Here is a 17849-nt window from a genome sequence, read left to right as displayed (position 1 = left end):
CCGATAACACGATTGCCCAAGGAGCCAAGCCGATGAGCCGCACAGTATACGTCAACGGAGAATACCTTCCCGAGGAAGACGCCAAAATCTCGATCTTTGACCGGTCGTTTTTGATGGCGGACGGGGTTTACGAAGTGACGAGCGTGCTGGGTGGCAAGCTGATCGACTTTGAGGGACATGTGGCGCGTCTGGAGCGTTCGTTGACCGAGTTGGACATGCAAAAGCCCGAAGCGTTTGACGATCTGTTGGAGATTCACCGCGAATTGGTGCGGGTGAACGACATCGACGAGGGGATGATTTACCTTCAGGTGTCGCGCGGGTCGGCGGGTGACCGCGATTTCGTCTTTCCCGACCCCGAAGTGGTCAAGCCGACGCTGGTTCTGTTCACACAGAGCAAGCCGGGGCTGGCCGATAATCCGGCGGCCAAGAAAGGGATCAAGGTGATCTCGATCGAGGATATCCGTTGGGGTCGGCGCGACATCAAAACGGTTCAGCTGCTTTACCCGTCGATGGGCAAGATGGCGGCGAAGAAAGCGGGCTGTGACGATGCGTGGCTGATTGAGGACGGCAAGGTGACCGAGGGCACATCGAACAACGCCTATATCGTGAAGGGCGGCAAGATTATCACGCGCCAGCTTTCGAACGATATTTTGCACGGGATCACCCGCGCCGCCGTTTTGCGGTTTGCCCGCGAGGCACAGATGCAGGTTGAGGAGCGCCCCTTTACCATCGAGGAAGCCAAGGCGGCGGACGAGGCATTTGTGACCTCGGCCAGCACGTTTGTGTTTCCGGTGGTCGAGATTGATGGCGCCGCCCTTGGCGATGGCACGCCGGGCCCGGTGGCCAAGCGTCTGCGCGAGATTTATCTGGAAGAAAGCCGTAACGCCGCGATCTGAGCCGGCGCTATGGCGGGATGATGCGGTCGCTGGGTGGGGGTGTCCCCGCCCAGCGGGCGCGCCGAGCGGCGATTGCTGCCGCGAAATGTCCCGATTTGCGAGAAATTTCTTGAAGAAGGCGTAATGCCTGCCGTTTACTTTCCTTCAAAAGGGATAGTGCATGACGATTTTGATGATTTTAGTGCTGGTGCTGGTGGCGGTCATTGTGATGCTTCTGGTCAGCACGCAAAGGCAGGCGCGCCAGGCCGAGGCGATGGTGCCGCAGCGTGGCAAGCTGGCCGAAGTGGCGGGCGGCAGCATTCACCACATCGACGTGGGCAAGGCCAATGGCACGCCGGTGGTGTTGATCCACGGGATCAGCGGCCAGTTGCAGCATTTCGATTATGGCATGATCGAGGATCTGGCGCTGGAGCATCGGGTGATTGCTCTGGACCGGCCCGGATGCGGTTATTCCCGCCGCGACAGTGATGCGCAATCGCCGCTGTCCGAACAGGCGCGGATGATCTGGGAATTGCTGGATCAATTGGAGGTCGAAAAGCCGGTTCTGGTTGGGCATTCTCTGGGCGGGGCGGTGGTGTTGAACATGGCGCTGCAGCGGCCCGACGGCACGGGCGCGATTGCGCTTTTGTCGCCCGCGACCCATGCGGTTGAGGGCATGGGCGAGGTGTTCAAACCGTTGATGGTCTCGCCGGACTGGCTTCGCAAGGTGATGGGCGCGACGATTGCCGTGCCGATGGCCAAACGCACGACCGAAGAGGTTTTGGCGGCGGTGTTCGCGCCGGAGCGTCCGCGCACCGATTTTCTAAGCCGGGGCGGCGCGGCGCTGGGGCTTCGCCCGAAAGGGTTTGTGACAAGCTCGAGAGATGCGGTGGCGGTATTGCCGTCTTTGCAAGAGCAGCAGGCGCGCTATGGCGAGCTGTCTGTGCCCGGTGGGGTTTTATATGCCGCCGAGGATGGGTTGCTGGACCCGGCGTCGCAGGGCGAAGTGATGCAGGGCTTCGGGCTAAGCTATGACACGCTGGAGGGGCGGGGGCATATGCTGCCGATCACTGCGGCCAAGGAATGCACTGCGTTTGTGCGCAAGATCGCGGCGCAGCGGCGGGCATAGCCTGCGGGCGCTTTGGTTGCCGGTTGTGGCGGGACGCGCTTTTGCATCCGCTCCCGCCCACCCACCCCGCGGCTGCAAAAGCGCGGCGTTATATGGATCAGCCGAAGCGCCAGCTTGAGGCGGTGACGCCGCCAAAGATCATTGTGTCATGATAGGTGCGTGTGGCCGTGTCATCTTCGGCCGCGCCGAGGGCCGAGAAGAGTGGCACGAGGTGGTCCTCTCTCGTGTGGCAGTCGCGGGCGTAGGGCGCGCTTTCCCAATCCATCAGCCTTGCCGTGCGGTCCGGGGCGGGCAGGGCGAGCGTGGTATTGAGCCAAGTGTCGAAGGCGTCCGAGGGCACCTGAGCGCGGGGGCCGAATTCGCGCAGGTTGTGGTAGGACAGGCCCGAGCCGATGATCAGCACGCCTTGGTCCCGCAGCGGCGCGAGGGCGCGTCCGAGGGCGATGTGCTCGTCCGGGGCGTAGGTCGAGCGCATCGAGACCTGAAACAGGGGGATGTCGGCGTTGGGCCAGAGGATTGCCATGGGAACGAAGGTGCCGTGGTCATAGCCGATCGTGTCATCCAGCCGGGTCGGCAGGCCTGCGGCGTCGATCATCGCCGCGACACGTTCGGCCAGCGCCGGGGCGCCGGGGGCGGGGTAGGTGACCTCGTACGTGTGGGGCGGGAAGTTGGAATAGTCATAGACCATTGGCGGATTGGCCGAGTGCATCACCGCGAAGGCGTCTTGCTCTTCCCAATGGCCCGAGATCATCAGCACCGCCTTGGGTGGCGCGGGCAACTCGGAGGGCAGGCGTTTGAACGAGGCTTCCAGCGGAGCAAAGGCGCGGCGCATGTCGGGAATCCACGGCCACGGGCCACCACCGTGGGAGATGAAATAGGTCGGCATACGGGTCATGGGGTTGGTCCTTCGATCGGGTTGAAAGAAAGATAGGCCTGTGCGGGCGTGATGGATAGGGGGTTGAGCGAACAGGTTTGGTGCAAAAACGCGCAGAATGTGGAGGGGGCTAATGCGCCGAGCGTGGCGGGGTGAAACCCCGCCCTACGGGTGGAGGTCCGGTTTTGAGAGCTGCGCTTATCCCTTTTCGTTGAGCACGTTTTCGCGGAAGGCGGTTTCGAATTCGGCCTGTTTGGCGGGGCTTGCTTCGGTTTGGTTCTGGGCTTTCCAGTCGTCGAAGGGCATGCCGTAGTAGATTTCGCGCGCTTGGGCTTTGTCCATTTCGATGCCGCGTTCATTGGCCGCTTCCTGATACCAGCGCGAGAGGCAGTTGCGGCAGAAGCCGCCGAGGTTCATCAGGTCGATGTTTTGCACATCGGGGCGGTCCTCCATCAGGTGCTTGCGCAGGCGGCGAAAGGCGGCGGCTTCGATTTCGGTGCGGGTGGCGTCGTCCATGGTCAGGCTCCTTTGGCAAGTGTCGGGGGGAGTGTGGCGGAAAATGGCGGGGGGGACAATTGGGGGGCTGTGCGGCAGAGAGCAAGACGTGCGGTGCCCGCCGGAACGGGCAGGCGCTGCCCCCTCTCGGCAGATTTTGCTTTGGCAAAATCGCCTGTCGGCAATGGGCGGCCTGCGGCCTTGGCTCCGTGCGGGGGCTTACAAGCCGGTGTCGGCCAGCACTTCGGTCAGGATCGGGGCGAGCCGCCTTGCCCATGCGTTTTGTTGCTCGGCGGTTTCGATCACGTCGTGGCGCAGTTCGATCAACACGTTGGGCCGCGGCGTTTGCAGCCCGTGCTGGTCGATCGCATCACCGGGGAGGTGGCCGGCGTAGGGTTCGTTATCGCCAACGCAGAGGTCGGGTTCACGTTGCAGACGTTCGATGAGCGCCGGACCGAACGAGCTTTCGCCAGCATGCAGAATGCCGATCTGCCACGGGCGCGGGGCGCGACCGTTGAGCTTGGGCGAAAAGCTGTGGATCGCGACCAGAGCGGTGTCGTCACGCCGCGCGGCCAGCGCCTCGTAAGCGTCGTGATAGGGCCGCCAGAAAGCGTCGAGCCGCCGTGCTGCCTCGGCCTCGGTGATGTGGCGGTTGGCGGGGATCAGGGTGCCGTCGTAAAGCTTCATGATCAGGGTCGGATCATCGGCCCCGCGATTGGGATCAATCACCAGTCGCGAGAACCGAGACAGCACCGCCGGCGCGTTCATCAGGTCGGCCAGCGCGCGGGTGACTTCGGCAGCGCCGAGGTCATAGGCGATGTGGCGGCCCATTTCCGATGGCGGCAGGCCCAGATCGCCACCGTTCACCGAAGGGGGCACGATGTTCGAGGCGTGATCGCAAGTGATGAGCCAACGCGAATCGCGCGACTCTCCGTGGATTTCGAATGCTTGTTCTGTCATTTGTACTTCATTCTCATGCGGCAGTGATGAAGGCAAGTTTTGCCGCGACGTGGCCGGGAAGTGAATTGTGCAATTGCAGCATGATGCTATGTTTTAGGGAACCGTGCGGTGCAGATGCGCCGAACAGCCGGATAAGACCACCGGATAAGACCACCGGACAAGCGCAAGGATTGGGCAGGATATGAGACGACATCGCAATGTGAAGATCGTGGCCACGCTGGGCCCGGCATCGGATGATTATGAGATGATCAAGGCGCTGCATGAGGCCGGGGCGGATGTGTTCCGGTTGAACATGAGCCACGGCACCCATGACGAGATGCGCGAGCGCCACCGGATTATCCGCGATATCGAGCGCGAATTGGACAGCCCGATCGCGATTCTGGCGGATTTGCAGGGGCCGAAGCTGCGCGTTGGGGCCTTTGCCAATGGCGAGGAAGAGTTGCAGGAGGGCGCGGCCTTCCGGCTTGATCTGAACGAGGCCGAGGGCGATGTGAGCCGGGTTTGCCTTCCCCATCCCGAGATTTTTGCGGCTTTGGAGGTCGGGTCGAACCTGTTGGTGAACGACGGCAAGATCCGCCTGCGGGTGGAAAGCTGTGGCAGCGATTTCGCCGAATGCGTGGTGGTCACGGGGGGCACGATTTCCAACCGCAAGGGGGTGAATGTGCCGGATGTGGTGTTGCCGCTTGCTGCGCTGTCCGAGAAAGACCGCAAGGATCTGGAATTTGCCTGTGATCTGGGGGTCGACTGGCTGGCGCTGTCGTTTGTGCAGCGGGCCGAGGATGTGATCGAGGCCAGAACGCTGGCGGATGGGCGGGCGGCGGTTCTGTCGAAGATCGAGAAGCCCTCGGCGGTGACGTGTTTTGACGAAATCCTCGCCGTGTCCGACGGGATCATGGTGGCGCGTGGCGATCTGGGGGTCGAGCTTCCTGTGCAGAACGTGCCGCCGATCCAGAAGCGTCTGGTGCGCAAGTGCCGCGCGGCGGCAAAGCCGGTGATCGTGGCGACCCAGATGCTGGAAAGCATGATCGAGAGCCCGATGCCGACCCGCGCCGAAGTCAGCGACGTGGCCAATGCCATTTACGAGGGCGCGGATGCGGTGATGTTGTCGGCGGAATCCGCCGCCGGGGAGTATCCGGTCGAGGCGGTCACGACGATGAACAACGTGGCCGAAGAGGTCGAGCAGGACGAAAACTATCGCGATATCATCGAAGCCTCGCGCCGGGCCGAGCGCACAAGTGTGGCCGATGGCATCGTCGCCGCCGCGCGCGAGATCGCAGAGACGACCGAGATCAAGGTGATCTGTTGCTTTACCCAATCCGGCACCACCGGGTTGTTGATTGCCCGCGAGCGTCCGCGGGTGCCGATCATCGCCATGACGAGCCTGCGCGGCACGGCGCGGCGGTTGGCGCTGAGCTGGGGCACGAATTGCATCATGACGGGCGAATTGCAGCGGTTTAAGCAGGCGGTGGTGAATTCCGCCCGCGCGGCGCGGGTGCATGGCTATGCCGACACCAGCGACCAGATCGTTGTGATTGCCGGCGTGCCGTTCAACCAGCCGGGAACCACCAATATTCTGCGCGTGGCGCCCTGTGATGAAAGTTTGATTTTTGCCTCTGATCCAGAGTAAACTGCCCCCAGTTTCAGTATAAGAAACCGTTTAATCAGTATTTTTCGGGTTAGTGCAGGGGCAGCAGTTATGGATCATGATCTGGCATTGGTGATCGGGCTTGTCGTCGGGGTGTTTTCGATTCCCGCCATTGTGTCTTCTTTTGCGGAACGCCGCACGCCAAGGGTGGCGGCGATTACGTTGATCATCAGCGGCGGGCTTTTGGCCTGGGCGATGACGCAGAAACCGGGTGGCTACAAGATTGACCAAGTGCCGAATGTGGTGGTCAAGGTGGTCGGGCGTTTCGTGAACTGATCCCGCTACCGTGGCGACCCGGCCCGGAGGCCGGGGCACCATGATTTCAATCTTCAACACGCAATAGAGCGGTTGCGCCTCAGTTTGCCGGAATGCGGGCGGCAGGCGGTGTCGAGCGCGACCGGCCTGTGCGCATCTTGCCGTCGATCATCACCGCAGCGATGCCCGGAATGTTGCCCATCGCCATGGCACCCAGCACGGTATCGCCTTCCGAGCCGCTGGGCCGGTCCATAAAGACGATATCGGCGGGGCGTCCGGCTTCGAGAATGCCCTGATCGAGCCCGCGTTTGCGCGTGACATTGCCGCTGCCGCAACACCAGGCCTGTTCCGCAGGCAGGCCGCCGATGCTGGCCAGCAATGTCGCCATGCGCAACATCCCGTTGGGTTGCACGCCAGAGCCGGCGGGGGCGTCCGTGCCGATCAGGAAATCCGCGAGCCGCCCTTCGGCCAGCGCGGCTTCCATGGCGACAATCGCGGATTTTTCGTTGCCGTTGTGGACCGCTTCCAGCGCGCCGGTGGCGTTGCGGCACAGGCTGCGGATCGCCTCGTGCGGGATCGAGGTCGGGCCGCCGTTGATGTGGCTGATCACGTCGGGCTGGGCTTCGAGCACGTCTTCTTCGGTGACGTGGTGCGAGCCGGCAATGGAGGGGCCGCCCGTGTGCATGATCGTTTCGATCCCCAGCTCGCGGCACCATGCGGTCACCCGCGCGGCGTCGGGGCCTTTGGCAACTGTGCCGAGGCCGATCTCTCCGATGTGGCGGATCCCGGCCTCTTTCAGGCCGACATAGAAGTCGCGGTCGAAATCAAGCTCGGGCACGGGCGCACCGGCCAGCACCTTGGCTCCGACGGGGCGGAAATTTTCAAAGCAACGCTGGGCGACCATCGCCAGCGCCTTGACGCCTTCGGCATCTTTCGGGCGGCCCGGCAGGTGGACTTCGCCGGCAGAGATGAAGCTGGTCACGCCGCCGTTGACGTTCATTTCGATCCAGCCGGTCTGGCTCTGGCGCGGGGTCCAGTCGCCGAACACCGGATGGCAATGCCCGTCGATCAGCCCCGGCGCGATGGCCGAACCGGCGGCGTCGATGGTGCGGTCCGCGTCGCCCGATTCCAGCCCGACGATCACGCCGTCTTCGATCAACAGGCAGTCGCTGTCTGCGATCGGCGCGTCGAGGTCTCCGGTCAAAAGCAAGCCAATGTTGCGGATCAGGGTGCGACCCGGTTCGGGTGTGTCTTTCTTGACGTCGGCCATCGGAGGTTCCTTTTTGATGTCTTTGGTCGGTCGGGACCGAGATTAATTGATAGTGTACTAACATTAATAACCCGCCAAATCGGGCAAAATGTCAAGAGTTCGCTGCGCCGGAGGGCGGGCGGGTTTTGCCGCTTGGAAGGGGCGTTGCGGCGCGTGCGGCCCATTGATGTTGGTGAAACGCGGCGACGGGCGGATCGGTGGTGCCACCTCGGCAGAGGTTGCGGTTGGGGGCGAAATGCCCGCAAAAGAGGCAGAGTTCAGATGCGAGAGTTTGCGGGGCAGCGGGCTTTCGCAGGGGGCGCGAAACAGGTCAGATCAGCAGGCCAGATCACGCGCCCTTGGAACAAACCGTCCTGTCGGGCGTTGATCTGACGAATGTTAGGAGTCTTGATGCCTTGGGCCAGCGAGACAGGCAGCCGGATGCCCGCAGAGGCCCGATGCTTCTGTGGAGCGCTCGCCCGTCGCGGTTGCCAGCGTGCCAAACTCCAGAAAGGGAATTGATGTTCACTGATATGACCGCTCTCGACGTTGTTTTGCGCGGCACATTGCTGGCCGTTATCGGCCTGACTTGGGTGGTGATTTGTGTGCGGGTGATTGGCTTGCGCGCCTTCTCAAAGATGACGTCGTTTGACTTTGTCACCACTGTTGCCATCGGCTCGCTTCTGGCGGGATGCGTGCAAGCGACGGAATGGAGCGGTTTGGCGCAGGCTTTGATCGCCATCTCGGCGCTTCTTGGGATTCAATACGCGGTGTCCCGCACCCGCTCCCGTCGTGACGACTTTGAAGGGGTGATCGGCAACACGCCGACCTTGCTGATGCGCGATGGTGTGTTTCAGGAGGACGCGCTGACCCGGACCCGCACGACCCGCAGCGATATTGTCGCTAAACTGCGCGAGGCAAATGTTCTGCACGTTAGCGACGTTCGCGCCATTGTTCTGGAATCCACGGGCGACATTTCGGTGCTGCACGGCGAGGGATTGGACGATGGTCTTCTTGCCGGCGTGAAAACGGTGTGAAAACGGGGTGAAAACCGGCGCCTGAGCCCGCTATCCGGTGTGAGCCGCGCGTGGTGCGGGCGGCGATGCGAAGGTGGCCTCCCCTCCGGGCCGTGCGGGAAACGCCTGTTTGGGGTCGGCTCAGGATGCAAAACTCCTTGCAATATCGCGAGGTGCCTCGTATATCGCCCCTCTGAACCGCGTGGCCGGCCTAAGAGGCATGCCGAGTCGCGCGCAAACCGACCCGAAGATCAAGGAGACGGAAATGCCCAAGATGAAGACGAAATCGAGCTGCAAAAAGCGGTTCAAGGTGACGGCCAAGGGCCGCGTTCTGGCCGGACAGGCCGGCAAGCGCCACGGCATGATCAAACGTACCAACAAATTCCTCCGCAATGCACGCGGCACAACCACGCTGAGCGCTCCTGACGAGAAGATCGTCAAGAGCATGATGCCGTATTCGCGTTAAGGGAGGGTAGGATATGTCGAGAGTTAAAGGCGGAACCACCACGCACGCACGTCACAAGAAGGTCGTTAAGGCAGCCAAGGGTTACTATGGCCGTCGCAAGAACACCTTCAAGGTTGCACGTCAGGCCGTAGATAAGGCCAACCAATACGCCACACGCGACCGTAAGAACCGCAAGCGGAATTTCCGCGCGCTGTGGATCCAGCGGATCAACGCAGCCGTGCGTAGCCACGACGAGGCGTTGACATACTCGCGTTTCATCAACGGTCTGGGCCTTGCCGGGATCGAAGTGGACCGTAAAGTGCTGGCCGATCTGGCCGTGCATGAGCCGGAAGCGTTTGGCGCGATCGTCAATCAGGCGAAAGCCGCGCTGGCCTGACGGCCCGGCCAGACATGGCCCTGAACGAATTTGAAAGCCGCTGGTCATCATGATCCAGCGGCTTTTTTGCTTTCCGGCACAAAGGCAAAATGCGTGAGCATATTGGTTCTTGCGAATGCCGCCATGATGTTGCTTTTCGCGATGTTCATGGGGCTTGATGCGCTGCTGTTCCCGGCGACCCGAAAAGAGTTCTTCGAGGCGTTTCTTATGCTGGGCGCGCTCGGGGGTGCGTTGGTCTTATTGAGCTGGCGGTCGGTGCCCGCGCTTAGCCGGAATCAGGCGTTTCTGATCACGTCGACCATATGGCTTGGCGCCGGGGTTTACGGCGCGCTGCCGCTATTCCTGTGGCAGATTTCGCCGGTGGATGCGGTGTTCGAGAGTTTCTCGGGGCTGACCACGACCGGGGCGACGGTGTTGTCGGGGCTGGAAGACACGCCCAAAGGTATCCTGATGTGGCGGGCGCTGTTGCAGGCGCTGGGCGGGGTCGGTTTTATCGTGACCGGCATGGCATTGTTGCCGTTCCTGCGCACGGGCGGGATGCAATTGTTTCGGACCGAAAGTTCGGACACCGAGGACAAGATGCTGACGAGCGTGCCGCGTTTTGCGGGCGCGACGTTGCTGGTTTACCTTGGGCTGATCCTGTTGTGCGGTCTGGTGTATCATCTGGGCGGTATGGGCGGGTTTGACGCGGTGACCCATGCGCTGACCACGCTTTCGACCGGTGGCTTTTCGAATTACGACGCGTCTTTCGGGCATTTCGAGAGCCGGTTCCTGCAATGGGCCTGTGTGCTGTTCATGCTGCTCGGCGGATTGCCGTTTGCGTGGTATATCAAGGCCACGCAACGCGGGCCGCTGCGCAGCGAGCAGGTCGTTTTCCTGCTCAAAACACTCGCGCTGGTGATTGGCGGGCTTGCGATCTGGTTGATGCTGAGCACCGGACGCGCGCCAGAGGACGCGCTGCGCACCGTGGCGTTCAACGTCATTTCGGTTGTCACCACGACCGGCTATGCCACCGAGGATTTCCTGCAATGGGGGCCGTTCGCCGCGGCGGTGTTTTTCTTTCTCATCGCGATAGGCGGGTGCACCGGATCGACCGCGGGCGGGGTGAAGGCGATGCGCTGGATCATCCTGTTTCGGGCGCTGTCGATCGGGATCAGGCAGATACGCGCGCCGCATCGGGTGATCCGGCTGCGCTATGAGGGGCGGGTGGTGCCTGATGATGTGCAGTTGGGTGTCGCGGCGTTCTTTGCCTTTTTCCTGTTGAGCGTGGGTGTCTTGGCGGCCGCTCTTGCGCTGTGCGGGTTGGATTTCCAAACGGCGCTGAGCGGAGCGCTGACTGCATTGGCCAATGTCGGGCCGGGCGTGGGGGATGTGATCGGGCCTGCGGGGAATTTCGCGCCGCTTGATCCGCTGTCCAAGCTGCTGTTGGCGTTCGGCATGTATGTCGGGCGATTGGAGATGTTCACGGTATATGTTTTGTTCAGCGTGAAATTCTGGCGCGCGTTTTGACGCGTCGGGCGTGATGTGACATCGCATGGTCGCGGCAAAAGGGGGCGAGAATGGCAGATATAACGCGCATAGCGGTGATCGGTGGCGGGCTGATCGGGCAAAGCTGGGCCGCGCTGTTTCTGGCGCATGGGATGCGCGTGACGGTGCAGGACGTGGCCGAGGGGGTCGAGGCGCGGGTGCGGGATGCTGTGGCGGCGGCCTGGCCCGATCTTGAGCGGTTGGGCATGGCGCAGGGGCCGGTGCCACAGGAGCGGCTGCGCTTTGCCACGACGATTGGCGCGGCCTGCGAGGGTGTCGATCTGGTGCAGGAATGCGGGCCGGACCGGATTGACGCAAAGCGCGCCATTCTGGCCGAGATCGAGGCGGGCGCGCCAGAGGCGGCGTTGATCGCCTCCTCAACCTCTTCGCTATTGGCGAGCGATATTCAGGCCCAAGCGGTGCATCCGGGCCGTGTTTTGGTGGCGCATCCGTTCAATCCGCCGCATTTGATCCCCTTGGTCGAACTGGTCCCCGGCAAGGCGACAGATGCCGAGGCCATGGCGCGGGCGGCGGCGTTTTACACGCGCATCGGGCGTGAGGTGATCACCTTGAAGCGCGATGTGGTCGGGCATGTGGCGAACCGCCTGACCTCGGCCGTGTTTCGCGAGGCGGTGCATTTGGTCAGCGAGGGCTATGCCAGTGCCGGAGATGTTGACCGGGCGATGGCGTTCGGGCCGGGGTTGCGCTGGGCCTTGATGGGGCCGTTTGCGACCTATCATCTTGGCGGGGGCGATGGCGGATTTCGACACTATATGGCGCATTTGGGCCCAACACAGGCAGCGCGTTGGGCCGAACTGGGTGATCCGGTGCTCAGCGACGAGGTGAGCGCGACGCTGGTGGATGAGGTCGAGGGGATGCTGGCCGGTCTGGGCGAGGGAGACTTGAAGCGGCTGCGCGATGAAGGGCTTGTCGGGTTGTTGCGGCTGAAGGGGCGGATTGGCGGCGAGACGGAGTAGGGGCTGCATAACGAGGCGGGTTACGGGGTTTCCCCGCCTGCGGTCGCGATCCGCGCCTTAGCCCTCCGCCAGCGGTTTTTGCAGCATGGCCAGCCCGCTGCCCAGCAACAACACAGCAGCCGCCACCAAAAGCCCATGGCCGATGTTGCCCGACAGATCGCCCAGAAGCCCGGCAGCATAGGGGCCGGCGGTTTGGGCGATGGCAAAGACCACGGTATAAAAACTGATCGCCGCGCCCCAGCTTTCGGGGCCGAGGTTTTGGCGCGTGAAGCTGGTCACTGCGCCCGGCGGCATGAACACGCATAGGCCAAAGATGGTGGCCGACAGGATCAGCGCCGCGCCGCCCGGCACCAGCACGGGCAGGGCCGAGCCGACCGCGATGCCGGTGAGGATCAACGCCAGCGGTCGCCCCGATGCGTGCCGCGCCAGCACGGGCCGCCACAGGACCGGCGAGACAAAGATGCAAGAGCCGAGCACCACCCAGACCAAGGCGATGAACCACGGCTCTGCGGATTGCTCGCTCATCCAAGCGGAGAGGAACGTGAGGTAGACGATATAGCCCATGCCGAAACAGGCATAGCCACCCAGCTCTCCCAACATGGCGCGGATCGGCAGGGGGGCGGGGCGCGTTGCACCGGGTTTCGGCGGGGTGATCTGTGTTGCGGACCACAGGCCAAGCGGCAGAACGGCAAGGCTGACCAGCCCGATCAGCACCCAGCCATAGGGCCATGCGCCGTTGCCATAAACGCCAAGCATCAAGGGCAAGGCCGCCCCGGCCAGCACGATCCCCAGCCCGCCGCCAGACCCGAACAGCAAGGCAATCGCCAAGGCATTGCGCCGCGCATCGTTCTGGAACAGCTGTGCCGCCAGCGCCCCTGCGGTGGAGAACGACATCGCCCCGAACACCCCGGCCAGCACCCGCCAGAGCGTTTGCCACCAGAGCGCGGTGTAAAGCCCGGTCGCCAGAAGCGTGACAGTCGTGGTCAGCAAGCCGAACACAAAGAGCCGCGTCGGCCCGACCCGCCCGATCAACCCCATGGTCAGCACCGCCCCAAGAATATAGCCAAGCGCATTCGCGGTATTGAGCCACCCGGCCTGGGCATAGGTCCAGTCCAGCTCGGCCTTCATCGCGGGCAGCAAAAGCCCATAGGCAAAGCGCGCAAACCCGTTGGTCACGGTCAACCCAAGCGCCAGCCCGGCCAGCACCAGCCAAGGACGCGCAGGAGAGGCAGGAGCGGGGGTCATTTCAGCGGCCTTTGCAATTCAGGCAGAGCTTGTCACGCCAATCGGGGCGCTGCAATCCCTATGAAAGCGGCGCATTGGCTTGCAATCATGGCCTTGGGTGGCTAGCACATGCTCAACTTATTCCCGGAGGGTCGGATGGACGATCTGAGACAGAAATACATTGGCTTGATTGCCGAAGCGGGCGACGAGACCGCATTGGAAGACCTGCGTGTGCAGGCCGTGGGCAAGAAGGGCGAGATTTCCCTGAAAATGCGCGAGCTGGGCAAGATGACGCCGGAAGAGCGGCAGATCATGGGGCCAAAGCTCAACCATCTCAAGGACGAGATCAACTCGGCTTTGGTCGCCAAGAAAGAGGCGCTGGCCGATGTGTTGCTGGATGAACGCCTGCGCGCTGAGTGGCTGGACGTGACATTGCCTGCGCGCGACCGGCGGGTTGGCACGATCCACCCGATTTCCCAAGTGACAGAGGAAGTCACCGCGATCTTCGCCGACATGGGCTTTGCCGTGGCCGAGGGGCCGCAGGTGGAGAGCGACTGGCACAATTTCGACGCGCTGAACATCCCCAGCCACCATCCGGCCCGCGCCGAGATGGACACGTTCTACATGCACCGCGAAGAGGGCGACAACCGTCCGCCGCATGTGCTGCGCACCCATACCTCTCCGGTCCAGATCCGCTCGATGTTGGGACAGGGCGCGCCCATTCGCATCATCTGTCCGGGTCGTGTTTATCGCGCCGATTATGACCAGACGCACACCCCGATGTTCCACCAGATCGAGGGGCTGGCGCTGGACAAGGACATCTCGATGGCGAACCTGAAATGGGTGCTTGAGGAGTTCTTCTCGGCCTTCTTTGAAATCGACGGGATCAAGACCCGCTTCCGCGCCTCGCATTTCCCCTTCACCGAGCCATCGGCCGAGGTGGATATTCAATGCTCGTGGGTCGATGGGCAGCTGCGTATCGGCGAGGGCGACGACTGGATGGAGGTGCTCGGCTCGGGCATGGTGCATCCGCATGTGCTGCGCTCTGGCGGGATCGACCCGGATGAGTATCAGGGCTTTGCCTTTGGCATGGGGATCGACCGGATCGCGATGCTGAAATACGGGATACCGGATTTGCGGGCGTTCTTTGATTCAGACCTGCGCTGGCTCAGGAATTATGGCTTTGCGAGCTTGGATCAGCCGAACCTGCATGGGGGGTTGTCGCGGTGAGGGAAGTTGCTCGAAAGCCACTCCTTTACACAATATGTAGTGGCGGGTTGACAAGAGCGTCTAGATATGGGTTAAAAGTAGCAACCGGGAACCGGGTCGCGAGTTGTTTGCGAGCGACTGAGCCGAAGGCGAAGGACCCGGTTCCCGGTTGCTGGTTCAAAAATTCGCGCAAGCGGTTGATTTTAATCATAAAATCAGCGAATCGCTTTGTGAAGAGATCCCGAGCATTCCAACCCATCGTTCAATTCCTTTCCTATCTGTTTCGAAGGCTTCTTCTAGAGCTAATTATACGAATTTTTCTGGGTTAAAGCAATGAAAACACAGAGAAAAACAGATAGAAACAGGAAGTAGAGCCATGAAACTCTTCCACACCCCCCGCTCGGACCACACGCCCGAACAGCGCCGGTTCTATGCGCTGACCGAGGTCGCCTATACGGCGGTGGATTTCGCGGCGGCGGCGTTGTTTGTCGTCGGGTCGGTGTTTTTCTTCTTCGAGAGCCTGCAAGTGTCGGGGACATGGCTGTTCCTGATCGGCTCGATCTTTTTCGCGCTCAAGCCGACGATCCGGCTGTGGCGTGAAATCAAACTTTTGCGGATGGGCGATTACGATGATGTCGCCGCCAAGCTCAACTAGGGGTCCAACATGAAATTCACCCTCTCCTGGCTCAAGGATCACCTTGAAACCACTGCTTCGGTCGATGCGATCGCCGAGGCGCTGACCGATCTCGGGCTTGAGGTCGAAGAGATCATCAATCCGTTGGACCGGCTGTCCAGCTTTACGCTGGCCAAGGTCACATCGGCCGAGCAGCACCCGGATGCGGACCGTTTGCGCGTCTGCACGGTTGAAACCGACGAAGGCGAAAAGCAGATCGTTTGCGGCGCGCCCAATGCACGGGAAGGCATTACGGTGGTTCTGGCCAAGCCGGGCGATTATGTGCCGGGCATCGACGTAACGCTGTCTGTCGGGAAAATCCGCGGCGTGGAAAGCCACGGCATGATGGCGAGCGAGCGTGAGCTTGAGCTTTCTGACGAGCATGACGGCATCATCGAGCTGCCGAGCGGCGAAGTGGGCGAGCGGTTCGTCGACTGGCTGGCGGCGAATGAGCCGGCCAAGGTCGATCCGGTCATCGACATCGCGATCACGCCGAACCGGCAGGATGCGCTGGGCGTGCGCGGCATTGCGCGTGATCTGGCGGCGCGGGGTCTGGGCACGTTGAAACCGGCCAAGAGCGCGCATGTCGAGGGGGAGTTCCCCTGTCCGATCAAGGTGAGCATTGATGAGGACACGAGCGACGGCTGTTATGTGTTCGCCGGGCGGTTGATCCGCAATGTCACCAACGGGCCAAGCCCGCAGTGGCTTCAGGATCGGTTGCGGGCGATTGGCTTGCGGCCCATTTCGGCGCTGGTCGATGTGACGAATTTCTTCACCTTTGACCAGAACCGCCCGCTGCATGTGTTCGATGCCGACAAGGTGCAGGGCGATTTGCGCATTCACCGCGCCAAGGGGGCGAGACCCTCGTTGGCTTGGATGAGAAGGAATACACCTTCAGCGAAGGGCAAGTGGTGATTTCCGACGATGCGGGTGTTGAATCGATCGGCGGGATCATGGGCGGGCTGGCCACGGGTTGTACCGGTGAGACGACCAATGTCTTTCTTGAGGCGGCGGTGTGGAACCACGTGCAGATCGCTTACACGGGCCGCGCGCTCAAGATCAATTCGGACGCGCGCTATCGCAACGAGCGCGGCATTGACCCCGAGTTCAACATGCCCGCGATCGAGCTGGCGACGCAGATGATTCTCGACCTGTGCGGTGGAGAAGCGTCGAGCGTTGTGACCGCCGGCGAGGTGCCCAATACGGCGCGTGCGTTCAAGCTGGACCCGGCGCGGGTGATCTCGCTTGTGGGGATGGAAATTCCAGAGAGCGAGCAGCGCCAGACGCTGACCAAGCTGGGATTCAAGCTGGAAGGGAACATGGCGCATGTGCCGAGCTGGCGCCCCGATGTGATGGGCGAGGCCGATCTGGTGGAAGAGGTGGCGCGGGTTGCCTCTCTGACCAAGCTGGAAGGCAAGCCGATGCGGCGCGTGCAGGATGGTGTGCCGCGCCCGATCCTGACCCCGTTGCAACGCCGCGAACAGGCGGCCAAGCGGGCCTGTGCGCAGCTGGGCTACAACGAATGCGTGACCTATTCGTTCATTGATCAGGCCAGCGCCGCGTTGTTCGGCGGCGGCACCGACGTCACCATGCTGGAGAACCCGATTTCCAGCGAGATGAGCCACATGCGCCCCGATCTTTTGCCCGGTCTGCTGCAGGCCGCCGCACGCAATCAGGCGCGCGGGCAGGGGAACTTTGGCCTGTTCGAGGTGGGTCCGGCGTTTCATGGCGGCGAGCCGGAAGAGCAGCATGTGCAGATTTGCGGGCTGCTGGTCGGGCGGACATCGCCCAAGGACGTGCACGGCGCGGCGCGTGATGTCGACGTTTATGACGCCAAGGCCGACGCCGAGGCGGTGCTGGCCGCGATTGGCGCACCGGCCAAGGTGCAGATCCTGCGTGACGGAGCCGAATGGTGGCATCCGGGGCGGCACGGGCGGATTTGTTTGGGGCCGAAAAAGGTGCTGGGCACCTTTGGCGAGGTCCACCCCAAGGTTCTGGCCGCGATGGATGTGAAAGGCCCGGCTGTGGCCTTTACCCTCTGGCCCGAAGAGGTGCCCGCCGCACGGCGCAAGGCGACGGCACGTCCGGCGCTGAATGCGTCTGACCTTCAGGCGGTCGAGCGCGATTTCGCCTTTGTCGTGGACGAGGCGGTCGAGGCGTTGACGCTGGTCAATGCCGCCGCCGGTGCGGACAAGGCATTGATCGAGAACGTGCGGGTATTTGACGAATTCATCGGCGGATCGCTGGGCGAGGGCAAAAAATCGCTCGCGATCACGGTGCGGTTGCAACCAAGCGACAAGACGTTGAAGGATGCCGATATCGAAGCCGTCGGTGCCAAGATCGTCGAGAAGGTGAGCAAGGCTACAGGCAGCGTGTTGCGCGGCTGACGGGTGGTGGGGTGAAACCCCACCCTACGCAAAAGGAATTAGGTTGATGACACTCAAGGTTTATCTTTCAGGCGAAATTCACACGGATTGGCGTGAGCAAATCATCGGCGGGGCCGAAGGGCTGGACGTGGAGTTTTTCGCGCCGGTGACGGATCATGGCGCGTCGGATGATTGCGGCGTGGCGATTTTGGGCGGCGAAGAGAACAAATACTGGCATGACCACAAGGGCGCGATGGTCAACGCGATCCGCACCCGCAAGGGGATTGCCGATGCGGATGTGGTTGTGGTGCGCTTTGGCGAGAAATACCGCCAGTGGAACGCGGCGTTTGACGCGGGCTATGCGGCGGCGTTGGGCAAGTCGTTGATCGTCTTGCAGATGCCCGAGCATGATCACGCGTTGAAAGAGGTGGACGCAGCCGCGCTGGCCGTGGCGCGGGAACCGGGGCAGGTGGTTGAGATCCTGCGCTATGTTCTGACCGGCGGATTGCCGGGGTGATCGGGTTGGTGCCTGC

17 protein-coding genes and 1 pseudogene are annotated in these 17849 nt (G+C 62.3%); 13 read left to right on the top strand and 5 right to left on the bottom strand.

Features of this window, described 5'->3' with window-relative positions; all coding sequences use genetic code 11:
- Positions 1–32: 32 nt before the first annotated feature.
- Together N4R57_18990 and N4R57_18985 are read left to right on the top strand one after the other, a co-directional pair.
- Complete coding sequence (locus tag N4R57_18990) at positions 33–896, top strand: D-amino-acid transaminase (GenBank protein ID UYV37027.1); 864 nt, start codon at positions 33–35, stop codon at positions 894–896.
- Positions 897–1056: 160 nt separating this feature from the next.
- Positions 1057–2004, top strand: a complete 948-nt coding sequence (locus N4R57_18985; GenBank protein ID UYV37026.1) for an alpha/beta fold hydrolase — start codon at positions 1057–1059, stop codon at positions 2002–2004.
- A gap of 97 nt (positions 2005–2101) precedes the next feature.
- Here the strand turns inward: N4R57_18985 and N4R57_18980 are convergent, their stop codons facing one another.
- The 3 genes from N4R57_18980 to N4R57_18970 form a co-directional block, all read right to left on the bottom strand.
- Complete coding sequence (locus tag N4R57_18980) at positions 2102–2899, bottom strand: dioxygenase (GenBank protein ID UYV37025.1); 798 nt, start codon at positions 2897–2899, stop codon at positions 2102–2104.
- A 177-nt stretch (positions 2900–3076) separates the two neighbouring features.
- Positions 3077–3394 carry a DUF1244 domain-containing protein gene (locus N4R57_18975; GenBank protein ID UYV37024.1) on the bottom strand — a complete coding sequence of 106 codons (318 nt, stop codon included), beginning with the start codon at positions 3392–3394 and terminating at the stop codon, positions 3077–3079.
- Between the two features lie 198 nt (positions 3395–3592).
- Complete coding sequence (locus N4R57_18970) at positions 3593–4333, bottom strand: N-formylglutamate amidohydrolase (protein ID UYV37023.1); 741 nt, start codon at positions 4331–4333, stop codon at positions 3593–3595.
- 181 nt (positions 4334–4514) lie between these two features.
- On the opposite strand from N4R57_18970, the gene pyk reads away from it, so the two are divergent.
- Both pyk and N4R57_18960 read left to right on the top strand, forming a co-directional pair.
- Positions 4515–5960, top strand: a complete 1446-nt coding sequence (pyk, locus tag N4R57_18965; GenBank protein UYV37022.1) for a pyruvate kinase — start codon at positions 4515–4517, stop codon at positions 5958–5960.
- 69 nt (positions 5961–6029) lie between these two features.
- On the top strand, positions 6030–6254 hold the full coding sequence (locus N4R57_18960; protein ID UYV37021.1) for a hypothetical protein: 225 nt from the start codon (positions 6030–6032) through the stop codon (positions 6252–6254).
- A 79-nt stretch (positions 6255–6333) separates the two neighbouring features.
- Here N4R57_18960 and N4R57_18955 read toward each other — a convergent pair whose 3' ends face one another.
- A complete protein-coding gene (locus N4R57_18955) occupies positions 6334–7503 on the bottom strand; it encodes an amidohydrolase family protein (protein ID UYV37020.1) in 1170 nt (389 codons plus the stop codon).
- Between the two features lie 500 nt (positions 7504–8003).
- Between N4R57_18955 and N4R57_18950 the strand changes: the two genes are divergently transcribed.
- The 5 genes from N4R57_18950 (at position 8004) to N4R57_18930 (ending at position 11844) form a co-directional block, all read left to right on the top strand.
- Positions 8004–8519, top strand: coding sequence for a DUF421 domain-containing protein (locus N4R57_18950; protein UYV37019.1), 516 nt, complete (start codon positions 8004–8006; stop codon positions 8517–8519).
- Between the two features lie 244 nt (positions 8520–8763).
- Positions 8764–8964, top strand: a complete 201-nt coding sequence (gene rpmI / locus N4R57_18945) for a 50S ribosomal protein L35 (protein UYV37018.1) — start codon at positions 8764–8766, stop codon at positions 8962–8964.
- A gap of 13 nt (positions 8965–8977) precedes the next feature.
- Positions 8978–9340 carry a 50S ribosomal protein L20 gene (rplT, locus tag N4R57_18940; protein ID UYV37017.1) on the top strand — a complete coding sequence of 121 codons (363 nt, stop codon included), beginning with the start codon at positions 8978–8980 and terminating at the stop codon, positions 9338–9340.
- A 93-nt stretch (positions 9341–9433) separates the two neighbouring features.
- Positions 9434–10849 carry a TrkH family potassium uptake protein gene (locus N4R57_18935; GenBank protein ID UYV37016.1) on the top strand — a complete coding sequence of 472 codons (1416 nt, stop codon included), beginning with the start codon at positions 9434–9436 and terminating at the stop codon, positions 10847–10849.
- Between the two features lie 50 nt (positions 10850–10899).
- Positions 10900–11844 carry a 3-hydroxyacyl-CoA dehydrogenase NAD-binding domain-containing protein gene (locus tag N4R57_18930; protein UYV37015.1) on the top strand — a complete coding sequence of 315 codons (945 nt, stop codon included), beginning with the start codon at positions 10900–10902 and terminating at the stop codon, positions 11842–11844.
- Positions 11845–11901: 57 nt separating this feature from the next.
- On the opposite strand, the gene N4R57_18925 is transcribed toward N4R57_18930, so the two are convergent.
- Positions 11902–13089 (bottom strand): YbfB/YjiJ family MFS transporter, encoded by a 1188-nt coding sequence (locus tag N4R57_18925; protein ID UYV37014.1) that lies wholly within the window; start codon positions 13087–13089, stop codon positions 11902–11904.
- A gap of 135 nt (positions 13090–13224) precedes the next feature.
- Here N4R57_18925 and pheS point away from each other — a divergent pair, with 135 nt between their 5' ends.
- The 4 genes and pseudogenes from pheS to N4R57_18905 all read left to right on the top strand — a co-directional run bounded on the left by pheS (position 13225) and on the right by N4R57_18905 (position 17833).
- Positions 13225–14298: a phenylalanine--tRNA ligase subunit alpha gene (gene pheS, locus N4R57_18920; GenBank protein ID UYV37013.1), complete on the top strand. Its 1074-nt coding sequence runs from the start codon at positions 13225–13227 to the stop codon at positions 14296–14298.
- A gap of 355 nt (positions 14299–14653) precedes the next feature.
- Positions 14654–14932 carry a YrhK family protein gene (locus tag N4R57_18915; protein UYV37012.1) on the top strand — a complete coding sequence of 93 codons (279 nt, stop codon included), beginning with the start codon at positions 14654–14656 and terminating at the stop codon, positions 14930–14932.
- A 9-nt stretch (positions 14933–14941) separates the two neighbouring features.
- A pseudogene (gene pheT / locus N4R57_18910) lies at positions 14942–17337 on the top strand (phenylalanine--tRNA ligase subunit beta).
- A 46-nt stretch (positions 17338–17383) separates the two neighbouring features.
- Entirely contained in the window at positions 17384–17833 is a 450-nt protein-coding gene (locus N4R57_18905) for a YtoQ family protein (protein UYV37011.1), read from the top strand.
- The last annotated feature ends 16 nt before the right edge of the window (positions 17834–17849 follow it).

This window comes from Rhodobacteraceae bacterium D3-12 (assembly GCA_025916135.1).
In the GTDB taxonomy this organism is placed as follows: Bacteria; Pseudomonadota; Alphaproteobacteria; order Rhodobacterales; family Rhodobacteraceae; genus JAKGBX01.
Note: the sequence above shows the minus strand (reverse complement) of the source record. Positions and strands in the feature narration are given on the sequence as shown.